Raw genomic sequence first — 25,730 nt, 5'->3', positions numbered from 1 at the left:
CAGAAAAAGCACCCTTCGGGGTGCTTTTTTTATGCCTGCCTCACACCACTCACTGATCGTTCCCACGCTCTGCGTGGGAATGCATCCGGTGACGCTCTGCGTCACCTCTAGAAGCGGAACGCGGAGCGTCCCTGGCGGCATTCCCACGCAGAGCGTGGGAACGATCAACATTCAACATGGATGCAAGCTGAACCACCGCTATCGCGAGCAGGCTCGCTCCCACAGGGAATTTGGGGTGGGCCATAGAATGCGGGCGTAAAAAAAGCACCCCGAAGGGTGCTTCTTCATAACCGCTGGATCACTGAGCCGGTTCGTTCTGCCCCAGGATCAGTTGGCCTTCCTTGTTCACCGGGATCTGGTTGCCCGGGTCGCGGTCCATGCGGACTTTGCCTTCCTTGCCATCGAGCATGTAGCGAACGTCATAACCTACAACCTTATCGCTGATGTCGTTGACCGTGTTGCAGCGAGTTTGGGTGGTGGTGTAGGTGTCGCGCTCCTGCATGCCTTCCTGAATCTTGTTACCGGCATAACCGCCGCCGGCCGCACCCGCCACGGTGGCGATTTTCTTGCCGGTGCCGCCGCCGATCTGGTTACCCAACAGGCCACCGGCCACGGCGCCCAATACGGTACCGGCGATCTGGTGTTGATCCTGGACCGGCTTCTGCCGGGTCACGGTGACGTCCTTGCACACCTCACGGGGGGTCTTGATTTGTGTTTTAACCGGGTCCACGGCCAATACTTGCGCATACTCAGGGCCGCTTTTGACCAAGCTGTAGGTGGCTACCGCACCACCGGCAGTCACACCGACAGCACCCAATACCGCACCAACCAGCATCGATTTGTTCACTTGAACCTCCTGACCATCACATGCGGATTTATCCGCGCTTCTCCCAGCCTTGGAGCACAAAAAAAGGCGCGAGTTCAACTCGCGCCTTTCAGGCCGTGACGGGCGGAGACCAAACCTTACGGTCGGTCGTCCACTTCCGTATCTGTGGCCACCGGAGGAATCAGATCCTCGGTGCTCAGGTTCAGCCAGATCAGCACCACGTTGGCGATGTAGATCGACGAGTAAGTACCCGCCAATACACCAATGAACAGCGCAATGGAGAAGCCGAACAGGTTGTCGCCACCGAAAATCAGCAGTGCACCGATCGCCAGCAACGTGGAGATCGACGTCGCCATGGTCCGCAGCAGGGTCTGGGTGGTCGAGATGTTGATGTTCTCGATCAGCGTCGCCTTGCGCAGCACACGGAAGTTTTCACGCACCCGGTCGAACACGACGATGGTGTCGTTGAGCGAGTAACCGATGATCGCCAGCACCGCCGCCAACACCGTCAAATCGAAGGTGACCTGGAAGAACGACAGGATGCCCACGGTCACGATCACGTCGTGGATCAGCGAGACAATCGCGCCCACCGCGAACTTCCACTGAAAGCGGAAAGCCAGGTACAGCAGGATCCCGCCCAGCGCCATCAGCATGCCGAGGCCGCCCTGGTCGCGCAGCTCTTCACCCACTTGCGGGCCGACATACTCGACACGCTTGACCTGCGCCGGGTTGTCGCCGCCGGCCTTCTGCAAGGCCTCGGCCACTTGCTGGCCCAGTTGCGGGTCTTCACCCGGCATCCGCACCAGCAGGTCGGTGGTCGCGCCAAAGCTCTGCACCACAGCGTCGGTGTAGCCCGAGGTCATCAGTTGCTCGCGCACCTTGGTGACATCGGCCGGACGCTCGTAGGTCAGCTCGATCAGCGTACCGCCGGTGAAATCCAGGCCGTAGTTCAGGCCCTTGCTGAACCAGCTGAACAACGCCAGCAAGGTCAGCAATACAGTGACGCCGAACGCAACGTTGCGAACGCCCATGAAGTTGATTGTACGTAACATGGCAGCCCCTTAAATCCACAACTTCTTGAAGTCACGGCCACCATAAATCAGGTTGACCATTGCACGGGTCACCAGAATGGCTGTGAACATCGAGGTAAAGATCCCGAGGGACATGGTCACTGCGAAGCCCTTCACCGGGCCGGTGCCCATGGCGAAGAGAATCCCGCCCACCAGCAAGGTGGTCAGGTTGGCATCGATAATCGCAGTAAATGCCCGGCCGAAGCCTTCGTTGATTGCCCGCTGGACCGACATGCCCGCGGCGATCTCTTCACGAATACGCGAGAAGATCAGCACGTTGGCGTCCACCGCCATACCCATGGTCAACACGATACCGGCAATACCCGGCAGGGTCAGCGTAGCCCCCAGCAGCGACATCAGCGCCAGCAGCAGCACCATGTTCACCGCCAGCGCAACCGTGGCGATCAGGCCGAAGAAGCGGTAGATGGCGATGATGAACAGCGAGACAAACAGCATGCCCCACAGCGACGCATCGACACCCTTGGCAATGTTGTCGGCACCCAGGCTCGGGCCAATGGTGCGCTCTTCAGCGAAGTACATCGGCGCAGCCAGACCACCGGCACGCAGCAGCAGGGCCAGTTCCGAGGATTCACCCTGGCCATTGAGACCGGTGATGCGGAACTGGCTGCCCAGCGGCGACTGGATGGTCGCCAGGCTGATGATCTTTTTCTCTTCCTTGAACGTCTGGACCGGTACGTCTTTCTCGACGCCGTTGACCACTTGCTTGGTGTAAGTGGTGGTCGGCTTCTGCTCGATGAAGATCACCGCCATGCTGCGACCGACGTTGCTGCGCGTGGCGCGGCTCATCAGTTCGCCGCCGTGGCCGTCCAGGCGAATGTTCACCTGTGGGCGACCCTGCTCGTCGAAGCCCGCCTGGGCGTCGGTCACCTGGTCACCAGTGATGATCAGGCCGCGCTCGATCTGCGCCGCCGGACGACCGCCTTCACGGAACTCGAAGCTCTCGGTGGTAGCGCGGGAAGCACCCGGTTCGGCCGCGAGACGGAATTCCAGGTTGGCGGTCTTGCCGAGGATACGCTTGGCTTCGGCAGTGTCCTGCACGCCCGGCAGCTCAACCACGATGCGGTTGGCGCCCTGGCGCTGCACGATCGGCTCGGCCACACCCAGCTCGTTGACCCGGTTACGCACCGTGGTCAAGTTCTGCTTGATGGAGTATTCGCGGATTTCCGCCAGCTTGGCCGGGGTCATCGCCAGACGCAGCACCGGCTGACCATTGAGGTCGGCTGGCACAATGTCGAAATCGTTGAAGTTCTTGCGGATCAGCGCACGGGCCTTCTCGCGTACATCTTCGTCAGTGAAACCCAGCTGAATGGCACCGTCGAGCTGCGGCAGGCTGCGATAGCGCAGACGCTCTTTACGCAACAGGCTCTTGACGTCACCTTCGTAGACTTTCAAGCGTGCATCCAGCGCCTTGTCCATGTCCACTTCCAGCAGGAAGTGCACACCACCGGACAAGTCCAGACCCAGCTTCATCGGATGCGCGCCGAGGTTGCGCAGCCATTGCGGGGTGGTCTGGGCCAGGTTCAGGGCCACGACATAGTCGTCACCGAGGGCCTTGCGCACCACGTCCTTGGCCGGCAGCTGGTCTTCAGCCTTGAGCAGACGCAACAAACCGCCCTTGCCGCCTTCGGCAATGGTCGCGGCCTTCACGTCGATACCGGACGCCTTGAGCGCTGTGCTCGCACGGTCCAGATCGGCCTGAGTGACCTGCAAGGCAGTGCTTGCGCCACTGACCTGAATAGCCGGGTCATCAGGATAAAGATTGGGAGCGGAATAAATCAGACCGACCGCCAGCACCGCCAGGATCAGTAAATATTTCCACAGAGGGTATTTGTTCAGCATCACGCCGCCCGCTTATGACGCGGGGCGCCTTGCGCGCCCCGTCGATTGAATAGAAGTTGTTACTTAGATCGCTTTCAGCGTGCCTTTTGGCAGCGTGGCCGCGATGGCGCCCTTCTGGAATTTCATTTCAACGGTGTCGGACACTTCCAGTACCACGAAGTCATCGGCCACTTTGGTGATCTTGCCAGCGATACCGCCGGTGGTGACCACTTCATCGCCCTTTTGCAGGCTGCTGAGCAGGTTCTTCTGCTCTTTGGCACGCTTGGCCTGTGGACGCCAGATCATCAGGTAGAAGATGACCAGAAAGCCAACCAGGAAAATCCACTCGAAACCGCCACCCATTGGCGCTGCTGCAGGGGCAGCGGCATCAGCCATGGCATTAGAGATAAAAAAGCTCATTTAGCACTCCAGTTGCAAGTATTGAATCTTAGGATCGGAAAACTCAGTCCAAGGGCGGAACAGGCAACCCGCGCTTGGCATAGAAGGCATCGACAAAGGCGGCCAATGTACCCTGTTGAATAGCCTCGCGCAAACCAGCCATAAGCACCTGGTAATGGCGCAAATTGTGGATGGTATTCAACATGCTACCCAGCATTTCGCCGCACTTGTCCAAATGGTGCAGATAAGCACGGGAGAAGTTCTGGCAGGTGTAGCAATCGCAGGTCGGATCCAGCGGCGATTCATCATGGCGATGGAACGCGTTACGGATCTTCAGCACGCCTGTATCAATGAACAGATGCCCATTGCGGGCATTACGGGTTGGCATCACGCAATCGAACATGTCCACACCGCGGCGCACACCCTCAACCAGATCTTCCGGTTTGCCAACGCCCATAAGGTAACGAGGTTTGTCAGCCGGCATCTGGCCCGGCAGGTAATCGAGCACCTTGATCATTTCGTGCTTGGGTTCGCCCACCGACAGACCGCCAATGGCCAGGCCGTCGAAGCCGATCTTGTCGAGGCCTTCGAGCGAGCGCATGCGCAAATCCTGGTGCATGCCGCCCTGGACGATGCCGAACAGCGCCGCCGTGTTCTCGCCATGGGCGTTCTTGGAGCGCTGGGCCCAGCGCAACGACAGTTCCATGGACACCCGCGCCACGTCTTCATCGGCCGGGTACGGCGTGCATTCGTCGAAGATCATCACGATGTCCGAGCCCAGGTCACGCTGGACCTGCATCGACTCTTCCGGCCCCATGAACACCTTGGCGCCATCCACCGGAGAAGCGAAGGTCACGCCCTCCTCCTTGATCTTGCGCATCGCGCCCAGGCTGAACACTTGGAAACCGCCGGAGTCGGTCAGAATCGGACCTTTCCACTGCATGAAATCGTGCAAGTCACCGTGGGCCTTGATCACCTCCATGCCCGGGCGCAGCCACAGGTGGAAAGTGTTGCCGAGGATGATCTCCGCACCCGTGGCCACGATGTCCCGTGGCAGCATGCCCTTGACCGTGCCGTACGTGCCCACCGGCATGAACGCGGGGGTTTCCACCGTACCGCGGGGGAAGGTCAGACGACCGCGACGAGCCTTGCCATCGGTAGCAAGCAACTCGAAGGACATGCGACAGGTGCGACTCATACTGTTTCCTCGGGTCCGCGTGGCGCGGGGTTACGGGTGATGAACATCGCATCACCGTAGCTGAAAAAGCGGTATCCATGCTCGACGGCGGCTTTGTAGGCGGCCATGGCTTCGGGATAACCGGCGAACGCCGAAACCAGCATCAACAGCGTGGATTCGGGCAAATGAAAATTGGTGACCAGGGCATCAACCACATGAAACGGCCGGCCCGGGTAGATAAAGATGTCAGTGTCGCCACTGAACGGCTTGAGCACGCCATCACGCGCAGCGCTTTCCAGCGACCGCACACTGGTGGTCCCCACCGCCACCACCCTCCCACCGCGCGCGCGACAGGCCGCCACGGCATCGACCACTTCCTGGCTCACTTCGAGCCATTCGTTATGCATGTGGTGGTCTTCGATACGCTCGACCCGCACCGGCTGGAACGTGCCGGCGCCGACGTGCAACGTCACAAACGCCGTCTCCACGCCTTTGGCGGCAATCGCCTCCAGCAACGGCTGATCAAAATGTAGCCCCGCCGTCGGCGCCGCCACCGCCCCCAAGCGCTCGGCGTACACAGTCTGATAACGCTCGCGGTCCGAACCTTCGTCCGGGCGATCTATATAAGGAGGCAACGGCATGTGGCCGACACGGTCGAGCAGCGGCAACACCTCTTCGGCAAACGCCAGCTCGAACAACGCGTCATGCCGCGCCACCATCACCGCCTCGCCGCCGCCGTCGATCAAAATCGACGAACCCGGCTTGGGCGACTTGCTCGACCGCACATGGGCCAGCACCCGATGACTGTCCAGCACCCGCTCCACCAGAATCTCCAGCTTGCCGCCGGAGGCCTTCTGGCCAAACAAACGCGCCGGAATCACCCGGGTATTGTTGAACACCATCAAATCGCCCGGGCGCAAATGCTCAAGCAAATCAGTGAATTGACGGTGAGCCATGGCACCGCTGACCCCGTCCAGGGTCAACAGTCGACTGGCGCGACGCTCGGCCAGAGGGTGGCGAGCGATCAGCGAATCAGGGAGTTCGAAGGTAAAGTCAGCAACACGCATGATGGGGTTCGTCTAGCAGGGCCGGAAAGTCTAGCGGAATTATCAAAAATTCACCATGAAACGTGATTGACCAACGGTAGGCACCTCTCTATACTTCGCCGCCATTGAGCCCTGATGGCGGAATTGGTAGACGCGGCGGATTCAAAATCCGTTTTCGAAAGGAGTGGGAGTTCGAGTCTCCCTCGGGGCACCATCTTAAAGAAAGACCTTGAAATTCAAGGTCTTTTTTTTCGTCTGTAGGAAAGTGGTTTTTCGCGGCTAACGCAGATCCCAACCAATCCCCACCCGTTTTTGTGGTGGGGGGATAAATCACCGCTCCCCTTTGTGGCGAGGGGATTTATCCCCGCTGGGCCGCAAAGCGGCCCCAGAATACCCAACCTCATGGTGAGGAAGAGCCAGTGGTAAGGAAGAACCGGGGGGCAAGGAAAAACCCGTGGCGAGGGAGCTTGCTCCCGCTTGAGCGCAAAGCGCTCACAAAAATATCACCGCCCCCACCGATGCTCCGATCTGCCACTGCAAAGGCATAACCCATCAACCCAGCTCCACCCCACCCTCCCCACCCAGTCACTAAGGATTTCACCACATGGAATTGCTGCTGGAAACGGTCGCTCTATACTCGCTCAAGCTGGCTTATGAGACGGAGGGCCACAGCCCGATTTTGCGGGATGATCCGTTGATGGGCGGGTGTGATCGGGAGATTTTTGGGCTGTTGGTGCGTAAGGGGGATGTTCGAGGAATTCAGGTGAAGGTGGAGCGGTGCCTGGATTTGGCGCTGGAGTCGGTTGGGGGCGCTAATACAGTTCTTGGCCGTGAGCTGCATCGGTTGGCGTCAGAGTTCAGCACAGTGGAGACGATGGAACAGCTTGATACCCCACTCATCGCGCTGACGGGTTATCTGAAAGATATTCAGTGAATAGCGTTTGACGGACGGGCTTCGTCAGGAACTGACACCCCTGCTTCATCCAAGACAGGGGAATTCTCAACTGTTCAGCGGCTAGATACTCTGCGGCGATCACTCAGCTTTTACGGTAATACAGAACAGCAAGTGAACACCGGCCATTGAGGCCTGGGATTCGTGTTCCTTTTGCGAAAGACAAATGGTATTTCTGGCCATCCGGTATGCCTCTGACGGATCGAGCCCCGAAGTGTCGGCGCCTTGATGCAAGAGCGAATGTCCTAACCTGCCGTCCGGGTAGCGTAGCCAACCTTCCCATCCCAGCAACGATACCCCTGCGGCCTCAAGAAGCTCCAAAGCGTTCATCGCATGCGGGTAGGGAAGAACCAGTTCGCTCTGAGACGCCGACAACCGTTGTAAACCATCTATCGTCATGTACACCCCCTTTTTCCGTACTCAGTATTCCGTCCTGAAGAAAAATAAACTCGTCTCTCTTCCCGAAAATCTCCTCCAAGCTTAAGAAAGCACAACGGGAGCAACGCGGCGAAATCGAAAAAGCTCAAACCGCTGAACAACGTGCTGCCGACGCATACGCAGCAGCTTTGGCCGACGGTGACGACGCAGCCGAAGAGCGTGCCGAAAAGGCTCTCAAGCAAGCATCGGAAGCAATGACACAAGCCGCTCAAGGTAAACGTGGACTCAATACGCTTCTGGCTACGTTAACGACCGAGATCGAGAAATTGGATGTTGCGATCTCTGACGCGAAGCAGCGGCTAGCGGATTATCGTCAGGATCAGCTGAACGCTGCACGCCTACTCTGGGCAGAACGCTTGGACAAGGCGGCGCAAGACTTTGCCAAAGTCGCCGCGCAGTTCACCGCGACAGAGAAAGCGCTCGGGCGTCGCTATAGCATCCTGGAGGATCTCAACGTCCCTTTGCAGGCCCCCATGGGTCCCAAACACATCACCCATCGCAAAATCCTTGAAATGGCACAGGCAATTTCTATCGAGGAATTGCTAGTAGCGTGACCTGTGCATATCACCGCTGAAGCAGTGACATTCCAAAACCGGAGCCCCTAGGCGGAACACCAAACGTGTACCACTTAGCTTGTGTTCCAGTTTTTCATTTTCGGTGTTCCACCAGCGAAACCCTTGTAAACCGGTGCTTCCAGCGTAGGTGGAACACATGGAACACGCGGAACACCATATTTGTAGCTATCTGAAAGCCCCCGTGCCCCATGCCAAGCGATGGCCTTCAGCGGAGGAGTACGCGCCACCACCACGGAGTTGCGCGTCTTTTTTCGCTCGCTCGTGATCCATGATCATCCGCTCTGACCTTGTAAGCGACTTCAGGCCAGCTTGCGAAGCCTGGAATCATGGGTCCTCCCTAGGGGCCGCCCCCTACACGGGTTATCAGACTCGCAGATTTCCTCTAGCTGAAAAAACTACAGGGATGTCCGTCTTTTCTCTATTTCTGCGTCAGATTTTGAATAATCGCCTCAACAACCGCAGAAATCTCAACACACTGTAGGCATAACCAGCAAAAAGACTCTTCAGAAAGGAAATGCTCAATGATGCCCAGGAATTAGTTGTTTCCATGCGTTTCTCGCGCATTCGACAACCGTTTTCGCACCATCCTTAGGTGGATTTTTGAATGTCAGCAACGTCAGCTTTGAGTCGATTCCCCCCATCGTGACAGGCAGAAATCGGCCAATAGCAGTCGTTCATCGATGTAACTGCTTTAGTCTGTGCTCGGTTGTGCCTTTGTCTAAACGGCGTACAAAAGGTGCGAAATATTCGAGAACGACGGACCTGTCGACTAAGCACTAAATACCTGTCGTCAGATGGACCCGTACCAGCGCATACAACTCATATCACGGGCACTGGGAATCTGATGAACCGGTCTGGCGAGGATATAGTCAGAGAATGGGTTGCACGGGAAATAGCAACGTAGAAGAGCTTCGCCTGAGCACTCCTCTCACGAAGAAAATGAGAGGCATCAGGAACAACCACATGATCAAACTCTAAGCCCTTGAGCAGCAGAGGGGTTGAAACCGTCCTTGTTGGCATACGTCGCCCAACAAGACTAGCGCGCTGCCTAGTGTTATCAGCAGCCTCAGCCATTGATTCGACACGTAATGACGCTAGTTCTCCAAAGGCTCGCTCCGCGTCCCTCCAAAGCTCTGAACGGTAAAGCTTCCATCGGAGGTGCCGCCTGCAAAGATTCAATATTTGCAGGGCTTGCTCAGCGCCATTCCCCTCTCCAAGGGAAAGGGTCAGCTCTCGAATTGCGGTCATTGTGGCAAGAGTCTCAGGCCCATCCACCTCGCCATCCGCAAGGCGACGCTTATGAAAGCAGTCATTCAACAAGCTTTGAAGGGACTGCTTTCGCTGCTCGCCATCGGCTGCGCGATCCCACTCTCCAGCAAGTTGACCAAGTCGGTTTGCTGCAACCTCTTCGATTGCCTGGTAGCCCCCATTGGCTGCACTGGCTAACCGATAGCAAATCGTTTTATTGCAGTGAATTGCTGCAAAGCTACCCTCCCGACCATCAATTCCATCGAAAAGAGTTCCCATGTCAAAAGCATCACCTGACTCGCGATAGCTTATGCGGGGGTCCGCAAGATCAATTTGGTCGCCGCGCATTAGTTGCTCACGCACCTCAGCAATCCACTCACCTAGAGCCGGATTCCTTCCCGCCCAGCGGTAAGGAATGTCTAGTGTCCCTGCAAGGGGGAAGTCCTGATGAATCTCCCCTGCCCATTGCAGATTTGCGCCTGCGAACTCGAAAATCCCCTGCATCGGGTCGCCAAAAATGGTTGTGGGAACGCAGCTAGATAAGGCCACGGAAAGTTGATGCTGGAGTTGCCCGCAATCCTGGTATTCATCAATAAGAATGCGGTCATAGGATGCGAATATAACGTCGCGAATTGCCGTCACATGCAGTGCTTGGATCACACCTCGATACAGTTGATCCCACTCTGCTCCATTCCTTGGCATACCCCCAGGTGGACGGGCTATGCCCGGGAATGAGTGCGCATAGCGCATACACCATCCAGCTATGGTATCGACAGCTACCGAGCGAAGAGACACCCCATGGCGCTTCAGTCGAGCGCGTATGGCATGAACCCCAGCATGGGTATGAGTCAAAATAAGAGCGCGCCGCCCAAGCGCGGCAATGCTGGTAATGATCTCGGTTTTGCCATGACCAGCAGGTGCAACAACTGCTGCGTTACCAAGCGCCACCAGTCCTTGAGGCTCAGGCATACAACCAGTCCTCTACCCGGGCAAGTGCAATCGCAAGCGGTGAAGCTCGGTTGCCTTCAGCAATAGACCAAACAATTGGAGCGATATCTCTGCTGATACGAGCGTCTTTAAACCACTTTTTACGACCAGCCACTTCTGCTAGGCGCTCTCGAAGCTGCTGGCCATCGAGAGCTGTATGCACCAATTCCCAGGCTGCAAAATCCTGCGCGACTGATGCTCGATTCATATCACCGATTGCAGGAAAAATGCTGTCATTGATCGGGTCGACGCCCCGTTCTTCTCGAGCATGATCAAGCAGCCGCTGAACCTGCGGCTCTGAGGCTGCATAGAAAATGGCTTGTTCTGTATTTAGCAAGTTCCCGTACTCAAATACCGATACACCAGCAACATCAACGTCAGCCATTTCGTCAGCTGTGAGAGGCACATCTGAGTCACGGAACAACGCGACACGATAGCCTAGCCCTACCAGCGCAACAGTTAACGAAACGGCTTCTGCGCCATTGCCATTCGCGATGGCAGAGCCAAGTTGTTCAATTGGCTTTAGATCATGCCTATCAGGCCAGAACTCGCGAATCCCGAGCAGCAGCCCGACCTCTGTCATCCCTTCAGTAACAAGAATCTTCCTAGCAAATAATGCGCGAGGTGTGTGCCTCATGAGGGCCTGAATAGGATCAGGAGAAACAGGAGGAACTACCGTTAGTACGCGGGCCCGACCACTGAGCTGGCATACATATAGGCTAGTGGCAGAAGCCTCTCCTAGCGCGACATCCGAGTGAGTTGTCATCAATATCTGGCCAAGGGGACGACCCGCCTCAGCGGCAGCTCGCTGGTCAGCTTTCAGCTGTGCAATCGCACCAATAATGCGGTGAGGTTCAAGGCCGTGCTCGATTTCATCGATAAGAATGATGGCCCCTTCTGGAACAGCTGATTTTTGAATAGCCAGCGTTGCAAGCCTACGCGTCCCTAAGCCTGCGAGCCGCAAAGGAATTCCATTGTCGTGGAGCGCAATTGAGCCAGCCGACATGCCAGATCGTCCAAGCTCTAGACCTGGCTCATAGGTATCATTGACGTAGGCACCTAGGCCTCTAGCAAATGCTTCCGCCTGGCTGGCAGCGTTCGTCAGAGCTTCAATCTGATCAAGATTAGCGCTGTCTCTCGCAGCCCTATACGCCTGAGCTAAGCGAGCTGCCGCTCCGGCTGTGTCACCTGTAAGCCGAGACAGGACCGACCCTTGGCCCCACGCAAGATGACGTGAGTCCTCACCAGACAGGCGAATCAACCCGAATAGCATTCGATCTCTATTGGACAGCGTCCTAGGCTGCTCTAATCGCTCGCATACCAGCTCCCAAACCGGTTCCAACGTTGCATCTACGGTCAACCGAACCGTTAGTACAGCCTCGTCATCATCCTCAGGTTCGTCGTGCAGTTGACCGGCGGCACTCCATCCCCTCGCATAAAGGCCAAATCGCTCGTCTGACTTCAATTGGCGTGAAAGCTCCCCGACTGTTACCTCAATAACAATGCTAGTAGCCGTATCACAGCAATGAAAATCTGGCTCGCTGAAAGTGAACCATCTTGAAGACAACGTCGCCTCAATAGCATCGAGAATGGTTGACTTGCCAGAGTCACCGGGGCCAATCAGGCAACAAAAGGACTTTTTCGGCGACCAATCGAGTGCAGCCACACCCCGAAAGTGACGAATTCTGAGTTGGCGAATCTGCATCGGAAAATCCCTTTCTTTAAGTGAGGCTACGTACCGGAGGCCTTCATATCACCCTGATACTACCGAGGACAGCGTTCACTAGATACTCCCCTGCCTTTAGCAGCCCTTCGCAGACGTCTGCTCGTGACCGAGAGCGGTCGTTGCTGAGAGGCCGCTTACGGTCAAAAGCAGACGTTGTCGAAATCCCCATTTTAGTGTTCAATCGATAGATTCCTATTCTTGATAAAATGACAATCGCTTCAGCTTTCGGCATCCATTGGAGCAATGGTAAATGCGGCTACTCGTGTATATACGAATAATGCCAGCGGTCGACGTGTACCTGCCCCCGTACTCAGGTGTCAATTTCTTTTTGATACAAATGGAATATTAAATGGAATTAGACAAATTTTCAAAAATTGCAGAGTCCTTGCGCCAATACCGACGTGCAGAACTGCGGGATTTCGAAAACGAAACAGGAGCAAAACCGGTAGATCAACTCTATGTCGACCCCCTCCCAGGGGATGCGGTATTACAGTCAGTGTTATCCAGCAATACAACTTTCCTTTTGGGACGAAAGGGCACCGGCAAAAGTACAGTATTTGCTCGTGCGCAGTCTGCAATGCGCGAAAGAAAAGATATAATTTCAATTTATATTGACGTGAAATCCCTGTATGACGTACTAGATACTGTCGACATGTCACCTGATGATCTAGCGTCGAACGGTATATCCCCTGTAGCCTATCGCTCTCATATGCTGAGAAAGGTGATGCTTGGCAAAGTGATCGCGGAGATGCTGAAAGAAATCGGGGCTGTGTGCGAAAAGCTCTCTTTATGGGATCGGTGGACGGGTGTTCGCCGTAACTACGAGGAGTTACTGTCTAGTTTAGCTTCTATAAGGGATCGGATAAAAAGTGCAAAACTGGAGCTTCATGAGATTCCGGTTCTGCAAAAAATCACGCATCAATTGCGACTAAAAAAGCAGCAAGAAACGTCTCTAAAACGAGATAAAGCTGCAAAAGTTTCCGGCAAAGCTACGCTCGCAACGGTCGAAGCTTCAGGTGATCTAACAGAATCACTAAGTGACTTTGACAAAACACTCGATGATAGCGATGTATACAATGAATATTCGGATGTTGTACTCAAGTCTTTTCCGTTTTCTGAAATAATAGAAGATATTCAGAGTTGATCTTGCGAGTTATTTCGAATTTTCTTCAGAAACAACCCGTGAAGATATCATGCGACTGATGTTTCAGGCATCTTTCAACGTACCTAGGATAATGGGTCATCTGCTACATCTACTTTACTTAGATAGAATTTCTAAAGGTCAAAAGATTACTGGGGCGTCGATCCGTCTAGCCTCTAGAAAATATTACGAAAATACGATTTCCAAGTATTTCGATCGTTTAAATCGATACGCCCTTGAGCCTTTTGAAAATAAGCTTGACAGACATAATCAAAGCCAACTACTCGCGTGCCTAATCAACGAAGCAAAAGATGTTAAGCGAAGAATAATATCCAAAGAAGTTGGTGGGGACTACTTTAAGGATCTAGGTCAAAACCCTCCAACTAGTCACTTTACTGTAAGTCCTGGCCTGGAGGATATGCTATCATCTTTAGAATCAAACTTTTTTGTTTCGCGCTACAAGAAAATGCGCGCCAAAGATAATCGCGAAGTTATCGCATATTCGCTTTTCTTGGGGCTTTGCGAAAGTGAGCGGATGAGTTGGGGGTATCCGGAAGGTCGTCCATTCAGGCATTATTTTCAACAACGCTGCTTTGAATATACGCGTGCAGTTCACCAATTTTTGTCCAGCAACCAAACAATCAGATGTAATACTTGCGGCATGTGCCACTCAATGGACAACAGAGAAAAATTTGAATTTTTCAAATGGCGCTGCCCTGATTGTCAAGAAGGTCTTTGCTCCATCGCAAACTTGTCCGATGACTTTAGAGAAGAGGTCGCACTCTTAGACAAAGACATCATGTTGGAACCTATAGAGCTCGACATAATTAGCGCACTAAATGAGGAACAAAGAGATATGCGGGCGGGCGAAATTTCCGCACTCATTGATACCACTCATCAAATGGTCGGGCGTAGAACAAGCAAATTAAAAGAAATGGGACTGGTCGATAAAGAGGCAGATGGTGAGGGCCGCATAAGAAGCAGTCTCACATCTAGATGTGAGTCTACTTATTTCGGCCGAATAAAAGATTAATAAATGAAACGGAATAGCTCAATAGCTGCTTGCCGAGGGCAGCGTTGAGTTCCCCAGGTTGGTGGAGAAAGGATTCTGCTTCTGGCGGAGAGCAGTCGGATGTCGACGTCCGTTATTGGCCTGGTAGCGGCCTGTCACTCCAGCGGGTTTATCGCTGATAGCTTGCTGACACCTAGCAAAGTGCTCGTACCTAACTGCCAATCGTTGCTGATGGGCAGGCGAGAGTTCGACGAGAGCTTCTTTCCTGTTTTATAGGTCTACTTCAGTCCTCTGAAGCGTCACACCAGTTGGCTTAGTAACACTCCTAAAAACTCACGTTCAAACACAGTGTTACGCTGATAATATCCAATAAATACAGGCAGTTATCGCCAACCGTTACACCAGTAACGTTCGTAACACTGCTTTTCAGAAAGATGCGTATTCCCCCGCTCCCCGGAAGCATCAATGCCACCAGCGAACGTCAGGAACAGTTCCAAATTTTACCGGGGCCCCTGAGGTTTCTTTAAGACACGGGGTCGGAAACCCGCGTGATCGTGTTAGCGAAAAAGTGCGCAGCTTAGTGAACAGGTGAACCTGGTGAACTGGTGTTCACCTGTGCATTTGCCCTATCGCTTGGTAGCTCGCCGGGGAACCTGGGCATTTCGAACGGGTACGGGGCAAAGAACCCGCAGCATCTTGTTAGCGACTGAGTTTTCTACGTCGGTTGACAGGTTGACGTGGTTGACAGCATCCCCAAGGTTGACCGGGTTCAACCGTTCGCTATCAACAACACAATGGCTCACCTTTACCGTTGCGGTAACGATCCCCTTTTTTCGTCAGGATCCTTTCAATTTCAACGTTGAAATTTCAGTAAGCTGCAATCTCTGTCGCTACCAAGATCCCGCGGGTTTCCGACCCCGTACAGATTAAAAAACCTCAGGGACCCCGGCGTGTTTTTTGATACGCATAGGCCCTCTCTTCTGTATTACTTACTTAGACATGGGAGAAACATATGAGCGGGTTATCCAACCTTCAAGCCTAACACCACCATGTTTATATCTAACATGAAGCCACGTCCTATCTGTGGAATCCAAAACCTCTACTGGCGTGTATTTAAGTAAATCAATTATCACCTTTGATTGCATACTAGGACCGTCGCGAAGATTGACCCTATCACCGGTGACTAATCGGAAATTATTTGCCAACTCCTGAGGACTTTCACAGAGCAACGAGCGAACAGTTTTCCGAGCCTGAGATAATGATGCGACTCCATGGAGACGCTCCTGAATATCGCAAACACTTTCTCTAAAGTCATGCCACTGAGCAACCATGACATACATCGAATGTATGGAGTGCAACAATAGCAAAAGCAATCCAAGGGCCGGAAGTGAGAGTTTTGTATCCTCTTTAGCGGTTTGAAGTGCGCGTAACAACTCTACATCCGCAATAGTAGCGGACTTGACTTCCTGAGATGCTTTACCCTCATTTAATACATTTAAATCAGAGCCGCTCGACACATCCACTAAAGAGGCAATTACTTTAGGATCAGCCGAAGATAAAAAATCAAACACTGGAAATTGCTGGAGTGATTCAACACTTCTCAACACAGACTTTCTAAAGCTTCGGGGTTCAAGCAAGTTTTCGATGCTCGCCAGCATTGCTTTGGTGCTTTCTGACGTTCTTGCGAACTGTTCAATACTTGCCAGCATCACCCTGGTGCTTTCCGAAGGCCGAGCGTATTGCTCGATGTTAGCCAACATGGACTTGACGCTTTCTGACGGGCGTGCGTACTGCTCGATACTGGCCAGCAGTGCCATAGTGCTTTCTGACGGCCGCGCAATCTGCTCGATATTGGCCAGCATTGCTCTAGTGCTTTCTGAAGGAAGCGCGTACTGCTCGATATTAGCCAACAGCGCCATAGTGCTTTCTGACGGCCGCAGTAGTCGATCTAGCTGCGTAAATCTTGCCAATGTCGCGGCTAATGGGGTCGTCAGCTTGTCTATGGTGGGCAGCATTGACTTCACCGAATTTGCAGATCCCGTAATTTTGTCAATGTTGGTCAGCATTGCGTTAGTACCGCGTGATGTATTCCTCCCCTGGTTGGCTGCAGGAGACTCCGCATTCACGATGTCGAAAAGGCGCCTAGCTTTTTGCTCGTCTTCAAGCGAGCGTTCATCGCTAGCATCATCATTTTTCATTGTAGGCTCCAAGCTAGGTGTATGACCTGGCTCACGGGAGCCAACACTCAAAGAAATTTCTCGTTGTAGTATATTCGAGGGCTAGATGATGAAGGAGACAGGTTAGCAACCGGCAGCCTGTATCCCTCCTTGTATCCCTTGATGTAAAATCGAGCTGCAGGCCACGACTTATATGGAATACTCCAGTCTCCCTCGGGCAAAAAAAAGGTCTTGCTAGGCAAGACCTTTTTTTCATCCGGGCCGCACGCAGCACTGTTGCCCTACCTCACCTCAACAGTATCCAAAGCCCGATTCGCCAACAATTCACTCACCTCAATCACCTGCAAAATCCCCAACGCAACCCGCCGCCGTGACCCATCCAGATCAAACGCCAAATCACTGATCATGGCATTCGCCGAAGCCAAGTTCTCACTCAGATTCGCCAGCAAACACTCAGAATCCACACCCGGATCAATCCGTAAAATGGAGTCAGACTTGTCAGACGTTTCTTTCTCAGGCTTGGGCTTCAGATAAAAATCCAACGCTCGCGTGGCAGCGTCGTCGATTTTCTTGTTGCGGGCGGACTGGGCGCGGGACGTAGGTTCGTCTGCCGCTGGGGGATTCGGAGTCACTTTTGCCATCGTCTTGCTTCCTGTAGTTGGAGCCATCACCCTCTCGCTGCTAAACGATGGGAGGCAGCTGTACGCAGGTTAGCAGACCGGGGAAACAAGAAACCGGCGCGTCCGGGGACGCCCTGCGCACAGCCACCATCAAGTGCAGGATGGAGATTCCTGACTGGATGACGCCTTACACAACCTGTTTCACCGCGAGCTGCTAAACCCGATCACTGATGAGCAGTGACAGGACTCAAACTACCGACGCAACCCAAGGCTAACAAGCCGGCGGATTCTGGCGTAGTTGTAGGCAAAGGCGCAAGGCGAGGTCGGCTGGCGAGTTGCGGGCGCCCAATGTCTGACAGCCTGATCTGACGCTTCAGATTGGTCCGAACCTCAAATGGTCAGCCCTACCTGTATTGAGGAAACCAGAACAACGACTTCAAGAAACCTCCTACATCACTTCCCTCTCTTCCCGCGTTAGCGTCTGTCCTGCATTTTTTCCGGACGAGACTCACTACGTGGCGGCACGCAAAAACGACATCCCCCAGGTCCGAAACCCGCCCAGCGGCGATGGGCATCACGTCACTTATCGGGACATGACCGCCAGCGAACTGACCGAGCGCGAAACCCGGCAGCAGGCTTACGAAGCCATGCTTGCCCGGCAAGCCGCCTATGAACAAGCGCGCTGGGCCGCGGTGGATAACAAGCCTTTGTCCACCGCTACAGGATGCGTGTTTGCCAAGGGCTGCAAGCTCCCCAACGGCATCATCGATTACAGCGACCCCAACGGCTACGTGCCGGCAGATCTGGTCAAGCAATACGGCGATCTCATATGGCTCGGCGGCCGGAGCGCCGACCCATCCGGCACGATCCCCCTCAAGCGGATTGGCGCAGGCACGGTTCCCGTTACCTTGGGCAGGCTCGCGCTGGGCGGTTCGGCAACTTCCACGGCTGCAGCTGCCGGCGGCACCGTCGGCGCAGCGCTGCTGACCGGCATCATCGCCCTGCTGTGGCCGTCCAATCTGGGTGACAGCGCGCTCTACAGCGAAGATCAGTTACGCAACCTCAAACAGGCTCGCAGCCGCATGCGCTTGAGCGTCGAGCAGCAGGCCGATGGCAGCCTCAAGGGTTACGGCTTCTACACCGGTCAGAACCGCGATTGGGAAATGGTCGACGTTGTCCAGTTCACCCCACGAGCCGACCAGTTCATTGCCGACTTGGGTGATGGCATCGAATTGATCTGGACGCCGGCTACCAACCCGTCCGACACCCTTGGCATTCCCGCTCTGGAAGCGGCGCCCCAGGCACCTCCCATCTGGATCTACCCACCGACGCCGATGGCCGACAGCATCATTGTCGACCCGATTTATCCGCCGGAGTACAGGGATTTCATTCTGGTATTTCCGGCGGATTCGGGGGTTCGGCCGGTTTATGTAGTCGCCTCTGTCAGGCGAAGCGGCAATGCCGACTATGACTACCATCCAGCACCAGAAACCAGAGAAATCACCGGTTTTCCAGATCTAAAATCGGCAAAAAAGAAAACACCAAAACAAGCAGGGGCTGGACTTAGAGAGCGATGGGTTGATCCTAAAGGAAGGACCATTTACGAATGGGACTCCAGACATGGTGAGCTAGAGGCATATCGTGCAAGCGATGGCAGTCATTTAGGCGCGTTCGATCACGAGACGGGCGCGCAAGTAGGTCAGGCTAGAAAAAACCGCAACATTAAAAAGTATTTGTGAGGACTCGATGGGCTTAAAACTAAGGCTGGATTGGTACGACAAGAAAACCGAGCTGGGTGGAGGCGAAGAATATTCGAACGACCTGGGGGATGACTTGTCGGTAATCACCGCGTTGGCTCTGGAAAGCGAACCAGAAATATATGACGGCGGCTTTGATGTGCGCGCCGGATGGATACCGATCATCCAGCCCTTCTTTGACCATCCGATCGAACCAGAAAAATTCGACTATCAAATCGCATTTCGATACCGAACCAATTGGTAAAAAACAACTAATCCCTTACCCATCCAAAACGTTTGTACGTGACGGCGGCGTAGAGCGTCCTGCCGATCCGACAAGGAAAGTAGAAAAATGAAGCCCATGGTTGAAATTTTCGACATGACCACTGAAGAGTTAATTCAGACCGTAGAAGTCCCAAGCGCATATATGGACCAGTTGGCCGCGCTTATGGACTGGACCAAACCTGAAGATTTTTGCTTCGTCTACGACCTGTCGCCACAGCAGATAAAGACGATAGAAGAGTGGACGCATACAACAATTCATGGCGACAACCGCATCATTCAAATCGTCTGTCTTGAATAAAGCCAAGGAGTACTCTGGCGGCTTCGCCCAACACTTCTAACTCACTCCACATCTGCCTGCCGCGTACAGACCCATCCGTGCATCAATCCCGCCTGAAAGAACTGTACAGGGGTGTCAAACCCGGCGGCCTTGATAAGGCTCGCGACCTGTTGCGCAGGCAGGATCGCAACATCTCTGGCGTAAGCAATACGCGCTCGCTCCAGCACTTCTGGCTGAAGACCATCGGAGGACATCAATGTCATCCAACTGCGTAACAGCACCTCATAGGCAGGCGATTCGGTATCAGAGGCAAGGTCGGCGTTCGCCAATATTCCGTGGGGTTTAAGGTGCTGGGCTATTTCGCGAAAGAACCTGGTGCGGGCATCTTCTTCCAACAAGAATTGGGAGACCAGCAAGCAGGTCGCCGCGTCGTAGCTGGCCTCGGCGACGAGCGTATCCAGGTAGCCTTCGTGAAAATGGCAGCGCGCGAGAAAGCCGTGCTGAACGGCCCTCTGACGACAGACATCAAGCATAGCGCCCGAAGGGTCGACCGCAGTGAAATGCCAGCCGGGGAAGCGCTCCGCCAGATGGGCAAGTTCCGCCCCCGTGCCAACGCCGACGCAGAGTATCCGGGCATTTTCCGGCAGGCCGGCGAACTGAGATTCGAGCAGCAAATAGAGGGCGGCGCGAATCGGCGCCATCCTTTCCCATTGCTTGTCGTAGCTGACAGCTTGCTGGTCGAACAATATCTTGAGGTCTTCACTGCGCATAGGGCACCTTGTGTCGTGATAGACGCATCGCGTAACCGCGGTACTGCTTTCAGTATCCCAGACCTGTCAAGCCCCACACCTTTGCGGCCGCCATGCTGTGGATCAGCACTTCCCAGGACCCCAGTCGAGCATTGATATTAGGATTATCTCAGCAGGTTGCGAGGGGAGACTCAACCCGATCACTGACCTCGGCCTATTCTGACGCTGTCCCCTCTCCCACAGGCAGGCCCCATGATCCACTGCAAACGAGCCTACGAAGCAGCCAGCACCGAGGACGGCGTACGGGTTCTGGTGGACCGTCTATGGCCGCGTAATTGTCGCAAGGACGAACTCCCCATCGCGCAGTGGTTGCCGGAGGTGGCGCCTTCTCATGAGCTGCGCAAGGCGTTCAAAGCGGGGGCGGTTTCGTTCGAGCAGTTCAAGTTGGCCTATCGCAAGGAGTTGGCTGCGCGGCCGGAGGGTTGGTGGCGGTTGGTGGATGTTGCGCGGGGCGGCAATCTCACTCTGGTATATGCCGCCAAGTCCACGGTCGAGAACAATGCCGTGGTGTTGGCTGAATGGTTGGAGGATGAGGTGGAGAAGCGGGCGGAGGGGAGTTCGCCGGTTTGTTATTTGGGTGGGGAGTTCTGATGGGCGGCAGGATGGTTTTGGGGCCGCTGCGCAGCCCAGCGGGAGCAAGCTCCCTCGCCACGGTGGTAGTTATTCTTTTCAGGCGGTGTACGGCTAAGATGGCGCGCAGGCGAGTTCACAAGGAAGGCTGGCGTGATGCAATCCCGTTTTGATCCCTTGGTTCATATCGATTGGAAAACACCCGGCGCTGAGTTGCTTGGGCTGCTGCAGCATTACTATCCCGACATCGGTGTGTTTTCCGGGCCGGAATTCGAGACGCTGTTGGATGAGCTTTCCAACGAAATGGCCGAGGTCTGTTTCGAGGCGTTGGCACCTGTGCTGGCGCGTCACGGCTTTGACCTGTGGAACCTGGACGCCGGCGGTGATGATTACCGACCGGTGATTGTCCCGGCCGATCAACGCGGGGCCTTTGCACAACACTGGCAAGGCCAAAGCGCAGAACCGAGGTTCACGCCAAGGCTGATCGAACCGCAAAAGCCTGCCGCCCCCGACCGTAAATCCAGCAAGCCCAAGCGCAGCAAGCTGAACTGGCTACAGGACGTCCACGACTATCCCGGCCCCACTTACGTGCATGACTACAACTACCGCAACGGCTGGGCCGCCATCACCGAGCAGGACGAAGACCAGTGGCTGTGTTTTCTGATCGATTACAACCCATGGCCGCCCGCTGAGCAGGACATGCTCGAACACCGCACCGATGGGGTGGACGGCGCAGACTTGCAGCTCATCGATGCCAACACCCAGCGCAGCCTGTGGAAGCGCCGGGTGAAAAGCGGCGCTTACAGCTCGGATGACCGCTACCAATATGAGATTCGCGAGGGCGATGACATCCAGGGTTTCGGACCTGTCGGGATGCAATGGTCGGAGTTTGAAGATCCCTGTGTCGTGGTCGATTCAGAGATATTCGAACGTCAGCGTATTTACGAACCCGAGCATTTGACGCGGATCTGGCGGATCACGGCGGACTCCAGCGAGGTCATTTTCGAGTACGCGGATGAACTGACGATCCTGCCCATCGGCCCGCGCCGCTTGCTGTTCATGCAGCACAACGGCCCGCGCTGCTGGGTCTGGAATCAAGACCCGCCGCACCAGGCCATTGCCGCCAAGCCGATGCCCGCTGACGCCTATAAACTGCGGGCGGCGACCGCGTACCTGGGCGGTGACGAGGTCCTGCTGTTCAGCGAAGGCGAGCGGCAGAATCTTGAGCACTCGGGCTATCAGGAGACGGTGCTGCTGGCGTGGCGCTTCAACTTCGTGACCGGCGCTACGACGAAAGCGCTGTTGGATGGCTTTGGCAGTGAGGTGCGCCAGGACACCCGCCTGCTTGTTACACAGCCCAAGCAGGTCATCACGTTGCGCAGGTTTCATGGGCAGCTGCATGTTGCCCGGGGGCATGGGGATTGGTGGGTGTGGAATTACCGGACGAATACGTTTGGCACGCAGACCTTGGCCTGGTTTTGGAATCAGCGCAGCCATGAGGTGGTGAAGCTGTCGTCCAAGGATATTGCGCGGGTCAAGCCGGAGATTCGGTACTTGGCGGCGCAGGATCGGTATCTGGCGTTTGAGGCGGAGTTTGTGGCGCGGTTGCCGGGGTTTGCGCAGATGGTTGAGGCTAAGGGGTGTGAGGTTTTGGTCTTTGAGTGAGGCGGCTTTGCTGCGTGCGGGGAACAAGAAAGGGCTCCTGAGAGCCCTTTCCAGTTGAGGTTATTCTATAACTGGATACCACGTTGCATAGTTATCGCTAAAGTCCTCCAGCAGGGGAAACTCCTCATTGCGGGGGCCTTTCACCACAGCCTTTTTTCGCTCAAACGCTTCTTTCATGTGCTCTTTGCAGAGCTCAGCGGAGATGTAACACAGCCCGTGCCAGCGATGGCGCCATGCGATTAACTGACGGTCCGTTTCTACGATAAAGACGGTTTTATCAAGCGACTTGCGCAGACGGGGAGCCGACTCGCCATGCAACGACCTGGGCACCCTGACTTCCTGCCCAAATTTGTCCCAGCCGGCCCATTGGCTATAGAACCTTAGCCGGGTGTCGTTGTTGACCGAGAGGAACTCATAGTAAGCGACGTTTGGCTTGGGCTGAGCCACCTCGCAATACCGGCGCATCAGCGTGGTGGAGATATTGCCGATCAGGTCTTCGGGGAGACGGTCAACGACCTTACGCAAGTGATGGAAATTATTGAAACCGAACTCTTTGCTGATGTGGGTCAATCGCTGGCAATACGTGTATTCACCAATGACAGACACGCGGGCCAACTCTTTGAGGTCGTCGATACACTCAGCAGCACTTGAACGGGACATAGCTCACTCCTTTAGCCAAATCGAAGACGTACTTCGACTAGCATGCTGCTTGCAGTGGCTAAATAAGTGGGTAAGTTCACTTAGATTTTTCGTATTTCCCATCGCAGCAGGGAGGCTACTTGTGCCTGCCCGTATAAAAACACAGCGACGCCTATGGCGTAAACCATCTGGTGAAAACCTGTGGCGAGGGAGCAAGCTCCCTCGCCACAGGTTTGCTTAAATGCACAGCACGCCGCGAAACCCTCGCGCCGCGTAATACGACTGCACACCATTGTGATAAACGAACACCCGTTCATAACGATAGTCACCGAACAGCGCCCCGCCGAGGGCGCGAAGTTCAGGGGGGGTTGCCAGCCAACTGGACGTTTTGGCATCAAACTCGCCAAGCTGCTGCAAGGCTCGGTACTGGTCTTCAGTCAGCAAGGCGATGCCCATTTCTTCGGCCACTTCTACCGCACTGCCTTTGGGTTTGTTTTCCTTGCGTGCGTCCAGGGCGGCGCGGTCGTAGCAGAGGCTTCGGCGGCCGGTTGGGCTTTCTTTGGCGCAATCGCAGAAGGTGATGAGACCGGTCTCTTTGTTCTGGTCGATGACGTCGGGTTCGCCGCCGGTGGTTTCCATTGCCTGAAGGGATTTCAGGGCGTTGGGGTTGGCTTCGAGCCGGATTTGGACGTCGGCCCAGGGGATGTTTGAGTGGCGGTGGGGGTGTTGGTCGAAGCGGGTTTTGAGTGTGTGGACCAGCGTTTCTTGCTCTTGTTTTCTCATGGTCATTACCTCTAGTGCTGGCGTGCCGACTTTCCAGCATAGCCGGCCTGATACCACTGCGAATTAATCCGGTCGCGGCTACTTGTCCGAAGGAAGACCAAAAAGATAGCATTGAGCCATCAACCCCAAGGAAGCCCGAAGATGCCTGGAACGCCCGCCCCTCTGAGCGTCACAACGAAGATCAGCTCATGACCCTCCTCACCGCCGACGCCATCGGGCAACGTGCTACGTTTTTCATCATCGTTTTATCCTGCTTGCTTGTCCTGGGCATCACGAAGACCTTGAGTAAAGCCCATCAAAAATCGAATCAAGACTCTCAGTTGTTCATGTATGGCACCATTGCCACGTCCTTCATCATAATCATGTCTGCGGTACTGATTTGGGGCAGCAAGGATCTTCCCGCGTGGCTTCAAGGCATCGGCAGCATCTACGCAATCATCGTGGCAATACTCGTATCCCGGCATGAAGGCCGAAATGCCCAGGAAAGAAGCAGACGGGAACGAGCAGAAGATCACAGACGTGAAGCCCAAAGAGTCAACGAAGAGAAGATAGAAACCACCAGGGCGATCTACCAGATCGTGCTTCGCGCGTTCATGAGCTTCAGCTACGTGCGTGAGAATGCCTATGACAAGAGTCTGTCAGCCAAGGATATCGGCCCGCGCAAGGGCGAGCCCGACCTGAAAATAACAGGCGGCAAACAATGGCGGTCACTGGGTTTCAAGGCTGCCGACATTCGCGTACAGCTTCGGCAACTGGAAGCATTTGTAGAGCAACTGGAAAAAATTTCCCCCTTTGAGCATAGGGATGCAGTTCTCGCCCTGCTGACATCCGAATTCTGCGCCTCGATCAAAGTGTTATTGGCTGATTTGAAGACAGGCTGGAATATCGAAAGTCAACGAACGGCGCCCGGCTCCGGCGCAAAATCGACGATCAAGTACCCTCCTTGCGTAAAAAACGCCACCTACACAGAAACTGAAAAACTCATTGGCGTCACCGAGTATCTGGCCCATGGGATTTTTCATATGTATCTGGATGAGCCGGAGTGCAATCGTATCGAGGAGGTTTTCCTGAGTTGGTCCCAAAGGGCAAACAAAATTTTTTTAAGTCATGGGACCCAGGCATCATCCGGTGCGCAAGAGGATGTTAATCAGGCACAGCAGAGCTGACTTTTACGACGACATTCCTGCATGGGTAGCTAAGGTGAAGTAACCCGTTAGCGGCTAGCACTGAACAGGAGGCCCGCATGAGGAACTTCACGATCCAACACATCGACCACATCGTCCTGCGCGTAAAAGACATCGAGCGCAGCCTCGCTTTCTATACGTCCGTGCTCGGTTGCGAGCTCAAGAAGCGCCGGGACGATCTTGGAATGCTCCACCTCAGCACCGGTGTTTCGATGATTGATCTGGTGGCTGTCGACGGGCCGCTGGGGCGCGAGGGTGGGCCGGCGGCTGGCAAGCAAGGGCACAACGTCGACCACCTCTGCCTGCGCATCGAACCGTTTGATGAACAAGCCCTCATCGCTCATTTGGCCTCAGCCGGCCTGAGTGTTGAGAAAGCGCAGATGCGCTATGGCGCGGAGGGGAAAGGCTGGTCGATCTACTGCTTCGATCCGGATGGCAATCAGATTGAGCTGAAGGGGCCCGCGCTGGAGACCTGAGCTTCTTGGTCTGTCTGGGCCAGTGATGTTGAATGTGCCGCCGTCATCGCGAGCAGGCTCGCTCCCACAGGGG

25 protein-coding genes and 1 tRNA gene are annotated in these 25,730 nt (G+C 54.9%); 12 read left to right on the top strand and 14 right to left on the bottom strand.

Annotation, left to right across the window (positions count from 1 at the left end):
• Positions 1–298 precede the first annotated feature (298 nt).
• The 6 genes from GSM73_RS03475 to queA all read right to left on the bottom strand — a co-directional run bounded on the left by GSM73_RS03475 (position 299) and on the right by queA (position 6,378).
• Positions 299–847, bottom strand: a complete 549-nt coding sequence (locus GSM73_RS03475) for a glycine zipper 2TM domain-containing protein (protein WP_047227466.1) — start codon at positions 845–847, stop codon at positions 299–301.
• 116 nt (positions 848–963) lie between these two features.
• Positions 964–1,878, bottom strand: a complete 915-nt coding sequence (gene secF / locus GSM73_RS03470; protein ID WP_139051099.1) for a protein translocase subunit SecF — start codon at positions 1,876–1,878, stop codon at positions 964–966.
• A 9-nt stretch (positions 1,879–1,887) separates the two neighbouring features.
• Positions 1,888–3,756 (bottom strand): protein translocase subunit SecD, encoded by a 1,869-nt coding sequence (gene secD, locus GSM73_RS03465; protein WP_107321535.1) that lies wholly within the window; start codon positions 3,754–3,756, stop codon positions 1,888–1,890.
• 63 nt (positions 3,757–3,819) lie between these two features.
• Positions 3,820–4,155, bottom strand: coding sequence for a preprotein translocase subunit YajC (yajC, locus tag GSM73_RS03460; RefSeq protein ID WP_007956696.1), 336 nt, complete (start codon positions 4,153–4,155; stop codon positions 3,820–3,822).
• Between the two features lie 43 nt (positions 4,156–4,198).
• The gene (tgt, locus tag GSM73_RS03455; RefSeq protein ID WP_160891620.1) at positions 4,199–5,314 is read right to left on the bottom strand and encodes a tRNA guanosine(34) transglycosylase Tgt; all 1,116 of its coding nucleotides are present in this window, start codon (positions 5,312–5,314) and stop codon (positions 4,199–4,201) included.
• 14 nt (positions 5,315–5,328) lie between these two features.
• Complete coding sequence (queA, locus tag GSM73_RS03450) at positions 5,329–6,378, bottom strand: tRNA preQ1(34) S-adenosylmethionine ribosyltransferase-isomerase QueA (protein WP_027913127.1); 1,050 nt, start codon at positions 6,376–6,378, stop codon at positions 5,329–5,331.
• Between the two features lie 108 nt (positions 6,379–6,486).
• Between queA and GSM73_RS03445 the strand changes: the two genes are divergently transcribed.
• Together GSM73_RS03445 and GSM73_RS03440 are read left to right on the top strand one after the other, a co-directional pair.
• Positions 6,487–6,571 (top strand) — tRNA-Leu (locus GSM73_RS03445).
• Between the two features lie 390 nt (positions 6,572–6,961).
• Positions 6,962–7,291 carry a hypothetical protein gene (locus tag GSM73_RS03440; RefSeq protein ID WP_160891594.1) on the top strand — a complete coding sequence of 110 codons (330 nt, stop codon included), beginning with the start codon at positions 6,962–6,964 and terminating at the stop codon, positions 7,289–7,291.
• 99 nt (positions 7,292–7,390) lie between these two features.
• Here GSM73_RS03440 and GSM73_RS03435 read toward each other — a convergent pair whose 3' ends face one another.
• Positions 7,391–7,708, bottom strand: coding sequence for a hypothetical protein (locus tag GSM73_RS03435; RefSeq protein ID WP_160891592.1), 318 nt, complete (start codon positions 7,706–7,708; stop codon positions 7,391–7,393).
• A 167-nt stretch (positions 7,709–7,875) separates the two neighbouring features.
• Here GSM73_RS03435 and GSM73_RS03430 point away from each other — a divergent pair, with 167 nt between their 5' ends.
• Positions 7,876–8,301 carry a hypothetical protein gene (locus GSM73_RS03430; RefSeq protein ID WP_160891590.1) on the top strand — a complete coding sequence of 142 codons (426 nt, stop codon included), beginning with the start codon at positions 7,876–7,878 and terminating at the stop codon, positions 8,299–8,301.
• 840 nt (positions 8,302–9,141) lie between these two features.
• Here GSM73_RS03430 and GSM73_RS03425 read toward each other — a convergent pair.
• Positions 9,142–10,539, bottom strand: coding sequence for a UvrD-helicase domain-containing protein (locus GSM73_RS03425; RefSeq protein ID WP_160891588.1), 1,398 nt, complete (start codon positions 10,537–10,539; stop codon positions 9,142–9,144).
• Complete coding sequence (locus tag GSM73_RS03420) at positions 10,532–12,262, bottom strand: ATP-dependent endonuclease (RefSeq protein WP_160891586.1); 1,731 nt, start codon at positions 12,260–12,262, stop codon at positions 10,532–10,534. Before GSM73_RS03420 ends, GSM73_RS03425 begins: the two co-directional genes overlap by 8 nt.
• A gap of 370 nt (positions 12,263–12,632) precedes the next feature.
• Between GSM73_RS03420 and GSM73_RS26505 the strand changes: the two genes are divergently transcribed.
• Both GSM73_RS26505 and GSM73_RS26500 read left to right on the top strand, forming a co-directional pair.
• Positions 12,633–13,427, top strand: a complete 795-nt coding sequence (locus GSM73_RS26505; protein ID WP_218575596.1) for a hypothetical protein — start codon at positions 12,633–12,635, stop codon at positions 13,425–13,427.
• Positions 13,428–13,476: 49 nt separating this feature from the next.
• Entirely contained in the window at positions 13,477–14,457 is a 981-nt protein-coding gene (locus GSM73_RS26500; protein WP_218575595.1) for a helix-turn-helix domain-containing protein, read from the top strand.
• 968 nt (positions 14,458–15,425) lie between these two features.
• Here GSM73_RS26500 and GSM73_RS03410 read toward each other — a convergent pair.
• Together GSM73_RS03410 and GSM73_RS03405 are read right to left on the bottom strand one after the other, a co-directional pair.
• A complete protein-coding gene (locus GSM73_RS03410; RefSeq protein ID WP_160891584.1) occupies positions 15,426–16,634 on the bottom strand; it encodes an SH3 domain-containing protein in 1,209 nt (402 codons plus the stop codon).
• Between the two features lie 260 nt (positions 16,635–16,894).
• Entirely contained in the window at positions 16,895–17,254 is a 360-nt protein-coding gene (locus tag GSM73_RS03405) for a DUF6124 family protein (protein ID WP_160891582.1), read from the bottom strand.
• 494 nt (positions 17,255–17,748) lie between these two features.
• On the opposite strand from GSM73_RS03405, the gene GSM73_RS03400 reads away from it, so the two are divergent.
• The 3 genes from GSM73_RS03400 (at position 17,749) to GSM73_RS03390 (ending at position 19,552) form a co-directional block, all read left to right on the top strand.
• Positions 17,749–18,972: a colicin E3/pyocin S6 family cytotoxin gene (locus GSM73_RS03400; protein WP_160891580.1), complete on the top strand. Its 1,224-nt coding sequence runs from the start codon at positions 17,749–17,751 to the stop codon at positions 18,970–18,972.
• A 7-nt stretch (positions 18,973–18,979) separates the two neighbouring features.
• Positions 18,980–19,234, top strand: a complete 255-nt coding sequence (locus tag GSM73_RS03395; protein WP_160891578.1) for a colicin E3-like toxin immunity protein — start codon at positions 18,980–18,982, stop codon at positions 19,232–19,234.
• An 87-nt stretch (positions 19,235–19,321) separates the two neighbouring features.
• Positions 19,322–19,552 (top strand): hypothetical protein, encoded by a 231-nt coding sequence (locus GSM73_RS03390; protein ID WP_160891576.1) that lies wholly within the window; start codon positions 19,322–19,324, stop codon positions 19,550–19,552.
• Between the two features lie 41 nt (positions 19,553–19,593).
• On the opposite strand, the gene GSM73_RS03385 is transcribed toward GSM73_RS03390, so the two are convergent.
• Entirely contained in the window at positions 19,594–20,301 is a 708-nt protein-coding gene (locus GSM73_RS03385) for a class I SAM-dependent methyltransferase (RefSeq protein ID WP_160891574.1), read from the bottom strand.
• Positions 20,302–20,532: 231 nt separating this feature from the next.
• Here GSM73_RS03385 and GSM73_RS03380 point away from each other — a divergent pair, with 231 nt between their 5' ends.
• Together GSM73_RS03380 and GSM73_RS03375 are read left to right on the top strand one after the other, a co-directional pair.
• Positions 20,533–20,931: a DUF488 domain-containing protein gene (locus tag GSM73_RS03380; RefSeq protein ID WP_076386252.1), complete on the top strand. Its 399-nt coding sequence runs from the start codon at positions 20,533–20,535 to the stop codon at positions 20,929–20,931.
• A 135-nt stretch (positions 20,932–21,066) separates the two neighbouring features.
• Positions 21,067–22,575: a hypothetical protein gene (locus tag GSM73_RS03375; RefSeq protein ID WP_160891618.1), complete on the top strand. Its 1,509-nt coding sequence runs from the start codon at positions 21,067–21,069 to the stop codon at positions 22,573–22,575.
• 60 nt (positions 22,576–22,635) lie between these two features.
• Here the strand turns inward: GSM73_RS03375 and GSM73_RS03370 are convergent, their stop codons facing one another.
• On the bottom strand, positions 22,636–23,235 hold the full coding sequence (locus tag GSM73_RS03370) for a hypothetical protein (RefSeq protein WP_160891572.1): 600 nt from the start codon (positions 23,233–23,235) through the stop codon (positions 22,636–22,638).
• A 216-nt stretch (positions 23,236–23,451) separates the two neighbouring features.
• Positions 23,452–23,997, bottom strand: coding sequence for a DUF4256 domain-containing protein (locus GSM73_RS03365; protein WP_160891570.1), 546 nt, complete (start codon positions 23,995–23,997; stop codon positions 23,452–23,454).
• A 188-nt stretch (positions 23,998–24,185) separates the two neighbouring features.
• Between GSM73_RS03365 and GSM73_RS03360 the strand changes: the two genes are divergently transcribed.
• Together GSM73_RS03360 and GSM73_RS03355 are read left to right on the top strand one after the other, a co-directional pair.
• Positions 24,186–25,163: a hypothetical protein gene (locus GSM73_RS03360; protein ID WP_160891568.1), complete on the top strand. Its 978-nt coding sequence runs from the start codon at positions 24,186–24,188 to the stop codon at positions 25,161–25,163.
• A gap of 77 nt (positions 25,164–25,240) precedes the next feature.
• Positions 25,241–25,657 carry a VOC family protein gene (locus GSM73_RS03355; RefSeq protein ID WP_160891566.1) on the top strand — a complete coding sequence of 139 codons (417 nt, stop codon included), beginning with the start codon at positions 25,241–25,243 and terminating at the stop codon, positions 25,655–25,657.
• The last annotated feature ends 73 nt before the right edge of the window (positions 25,658–25,730 follow it).

Source organism: Pseudomonas sp. PICF6 (assembly GCF_009831705.1).
In the GTDB taxonomy this organism is placed as follows: domain Bacteria; phylum Pseudomonadota; class Gammaproteobacteria; order Pseudomonadales; family Pseudomonadaceae; genus Aquipseudomonas; species Aquipseudomonas rhizophila.
Note: the sequence above shows the minus strand (reverse complement) of the source record. Positions and strands in the feature narration are given on the sequence as shown.

What these genes read in the sequence shown, in the direction of transcription:
- GSM73_RS03435 (WP_160891592.1), bottom strand. Translation starts at nt 7,708, where the DNA reads ATGACGATAGATGGTTTACAACGGTTGTCGGCGTCTCAGAGCGAACTG.
- GSM73_RS26505 (WP_218575596.1), top strand. Translation starts at nt 12,633, where the DNA reads ATGGAATTAGACAAATTTTCAAAAATTGCAGAGTCCTTGCGCCAATAC.
- GSM73_RS03410 (WP_160891584.1), bottom strand. Translation starts at nt 16,634, where the DNA reads ATGAAAAATGATGATGCTAGCGATGAACGCTCGCTTGAAGACGAGCAA.
- GSM73_RS03405 (WP_160891582.1), bottom strand. Translation starts at nt 17,254, where the DNA reads ATGGCAAAAGTGACTCCGAATCCCCCAGCGGCAGACGAACCTACGTCC.
- yajC (WP_007956696.1), bottom strand. Translation starts at nt 4,155, where the DNA reads ATGAGCTTTTTTATCTCTAATGCCATGGCTGATGCCGCTGCCCCTGCA.
- GSM73_RS03425 (WP_160891588.1), bottom strand. Translation starts at nt 10,539, where the DNA reads ATGCCTGAGCCTCAAGGACTGGTGGCGCTTGGTAACGCAGCAGTTGTT.
- GSM73_RS03395 (WP_160891578.1), top strand. Translation starts at nt 18,980, where the DNA reads ATGGGCTTAAAACTAAGGCTGGATTGGTACGACAAGAAAACCGAGCTG.
- GSM73_RS03355 (WP_160891566.1), top strand. Translation starts at nt 25,241, where the DNA reads ATGAGGAACTTCACGATCCAACACATCGACCACATCGTCCTGCGCGTA.
- secF (WP_139051099.1), bottom strand. Translation starts at nt 1,878, where the DNA reads ATGTTACGTACAATCAACTTCATGGGCGTTCGCAACGTTGCGTTCGGC.
- GSM73_RS03380 (WP_076386252.1), top strand. Translation starts at nt 20,533, where the DNA reads ATGATCCACTGCAAACGAGCCTACGAAGCAGCCAGCACCGAGGACGGC.
- tgt (WP_160891620.1), bottom strand. Translation starts at nt 5,314, where the DNA reads ATGTCCTTCGAGTTGCTTGCTACCGATGGCAAGGCTCGTCGCGGTCGT.
- GSM73_RS03375 (WP_160891618.1), top strand. Translation starts at nt 21,067, where the DNA reads ATGCAATCCCGTTTTGATCCCTTGGTTCATATCGATTGGAAAACACCC.
- GSM73_RS26500 (WP_218575595.1), top strand. Translation starts at nt 13,477, where the DNA reads ATGCGACTGATGTTTCAGGCATCTTTCAACGTACCTAGGATAATGGGT.
- secD (WP_107321535.1), bottom strand. Translation starts at nt 3,756, where the DNA reads ATGCTGAACAAATACCCTCTGTGGAAATATTTACTGATCCTGGCGGTG.
- GSM73_RS03370 (WP_160891572.1), bottom strand. Translation starts at nt 23,235, where the DNA reads ATGTCCCGTTCAAGTGCTGCTGAGTGTATCGACGACCTCAAAGAGTTG.
- GSM73_RS03365 (WP_160891570.1), bottom strand. Translation starts at nt 23,997, where the DNA reads ATGAGAAAACAAGAGCAAGAAACGCTGGTCCACACACTCAAAACCCGC.
- queA (WP_027913127.1), bottom strand. Translation starts at nt 6,378, where the DNA reads ATGCGTGTTGCTGACTTTACCTTCGAACTCCCTGATTCGCTGATCGCT.
- GSM73_RS03385 (WP_160891574.1), bottom strand. Translation starts at nt 20,301, where the DNA reads ATGCGCAGTGAAGACCTCAAGATATTGTTCGACCAGCAAGCTGTCAGC.
- GSM73_RS03440 (WP_160891594.1), top strand. Translation starts at nt 6,962, where the DNA reads ATGGAATTGCTGCTGGAAACGGTCGCTCTATACTCGCTCAAGCTGGCT.
- GSM73_RS03360 (WP_160891568.1), top strand. Translation starts at nt 24,186, where the DNA reads ATGACCCTCCTCACCGCCGACGCCATCGGGCAACGTGCTACGTTTTTC.
- GSM73_RS03390 (WP_160891576.1), top strand. Translation starts at nt 19,322, where the DNA reads ATGAAGCCCATGGTTGAAATTTTCGACATGACCACTGAAGAGTTAATT.
- GSM73_RS03420 (WP_160891586.1), bottom strand. Translation starts at nt 12,262, where the DNA reads ATGCAGATTCGCCAACTCAGAATTCGTCACTTTCGGGGTGTGGCTGCA.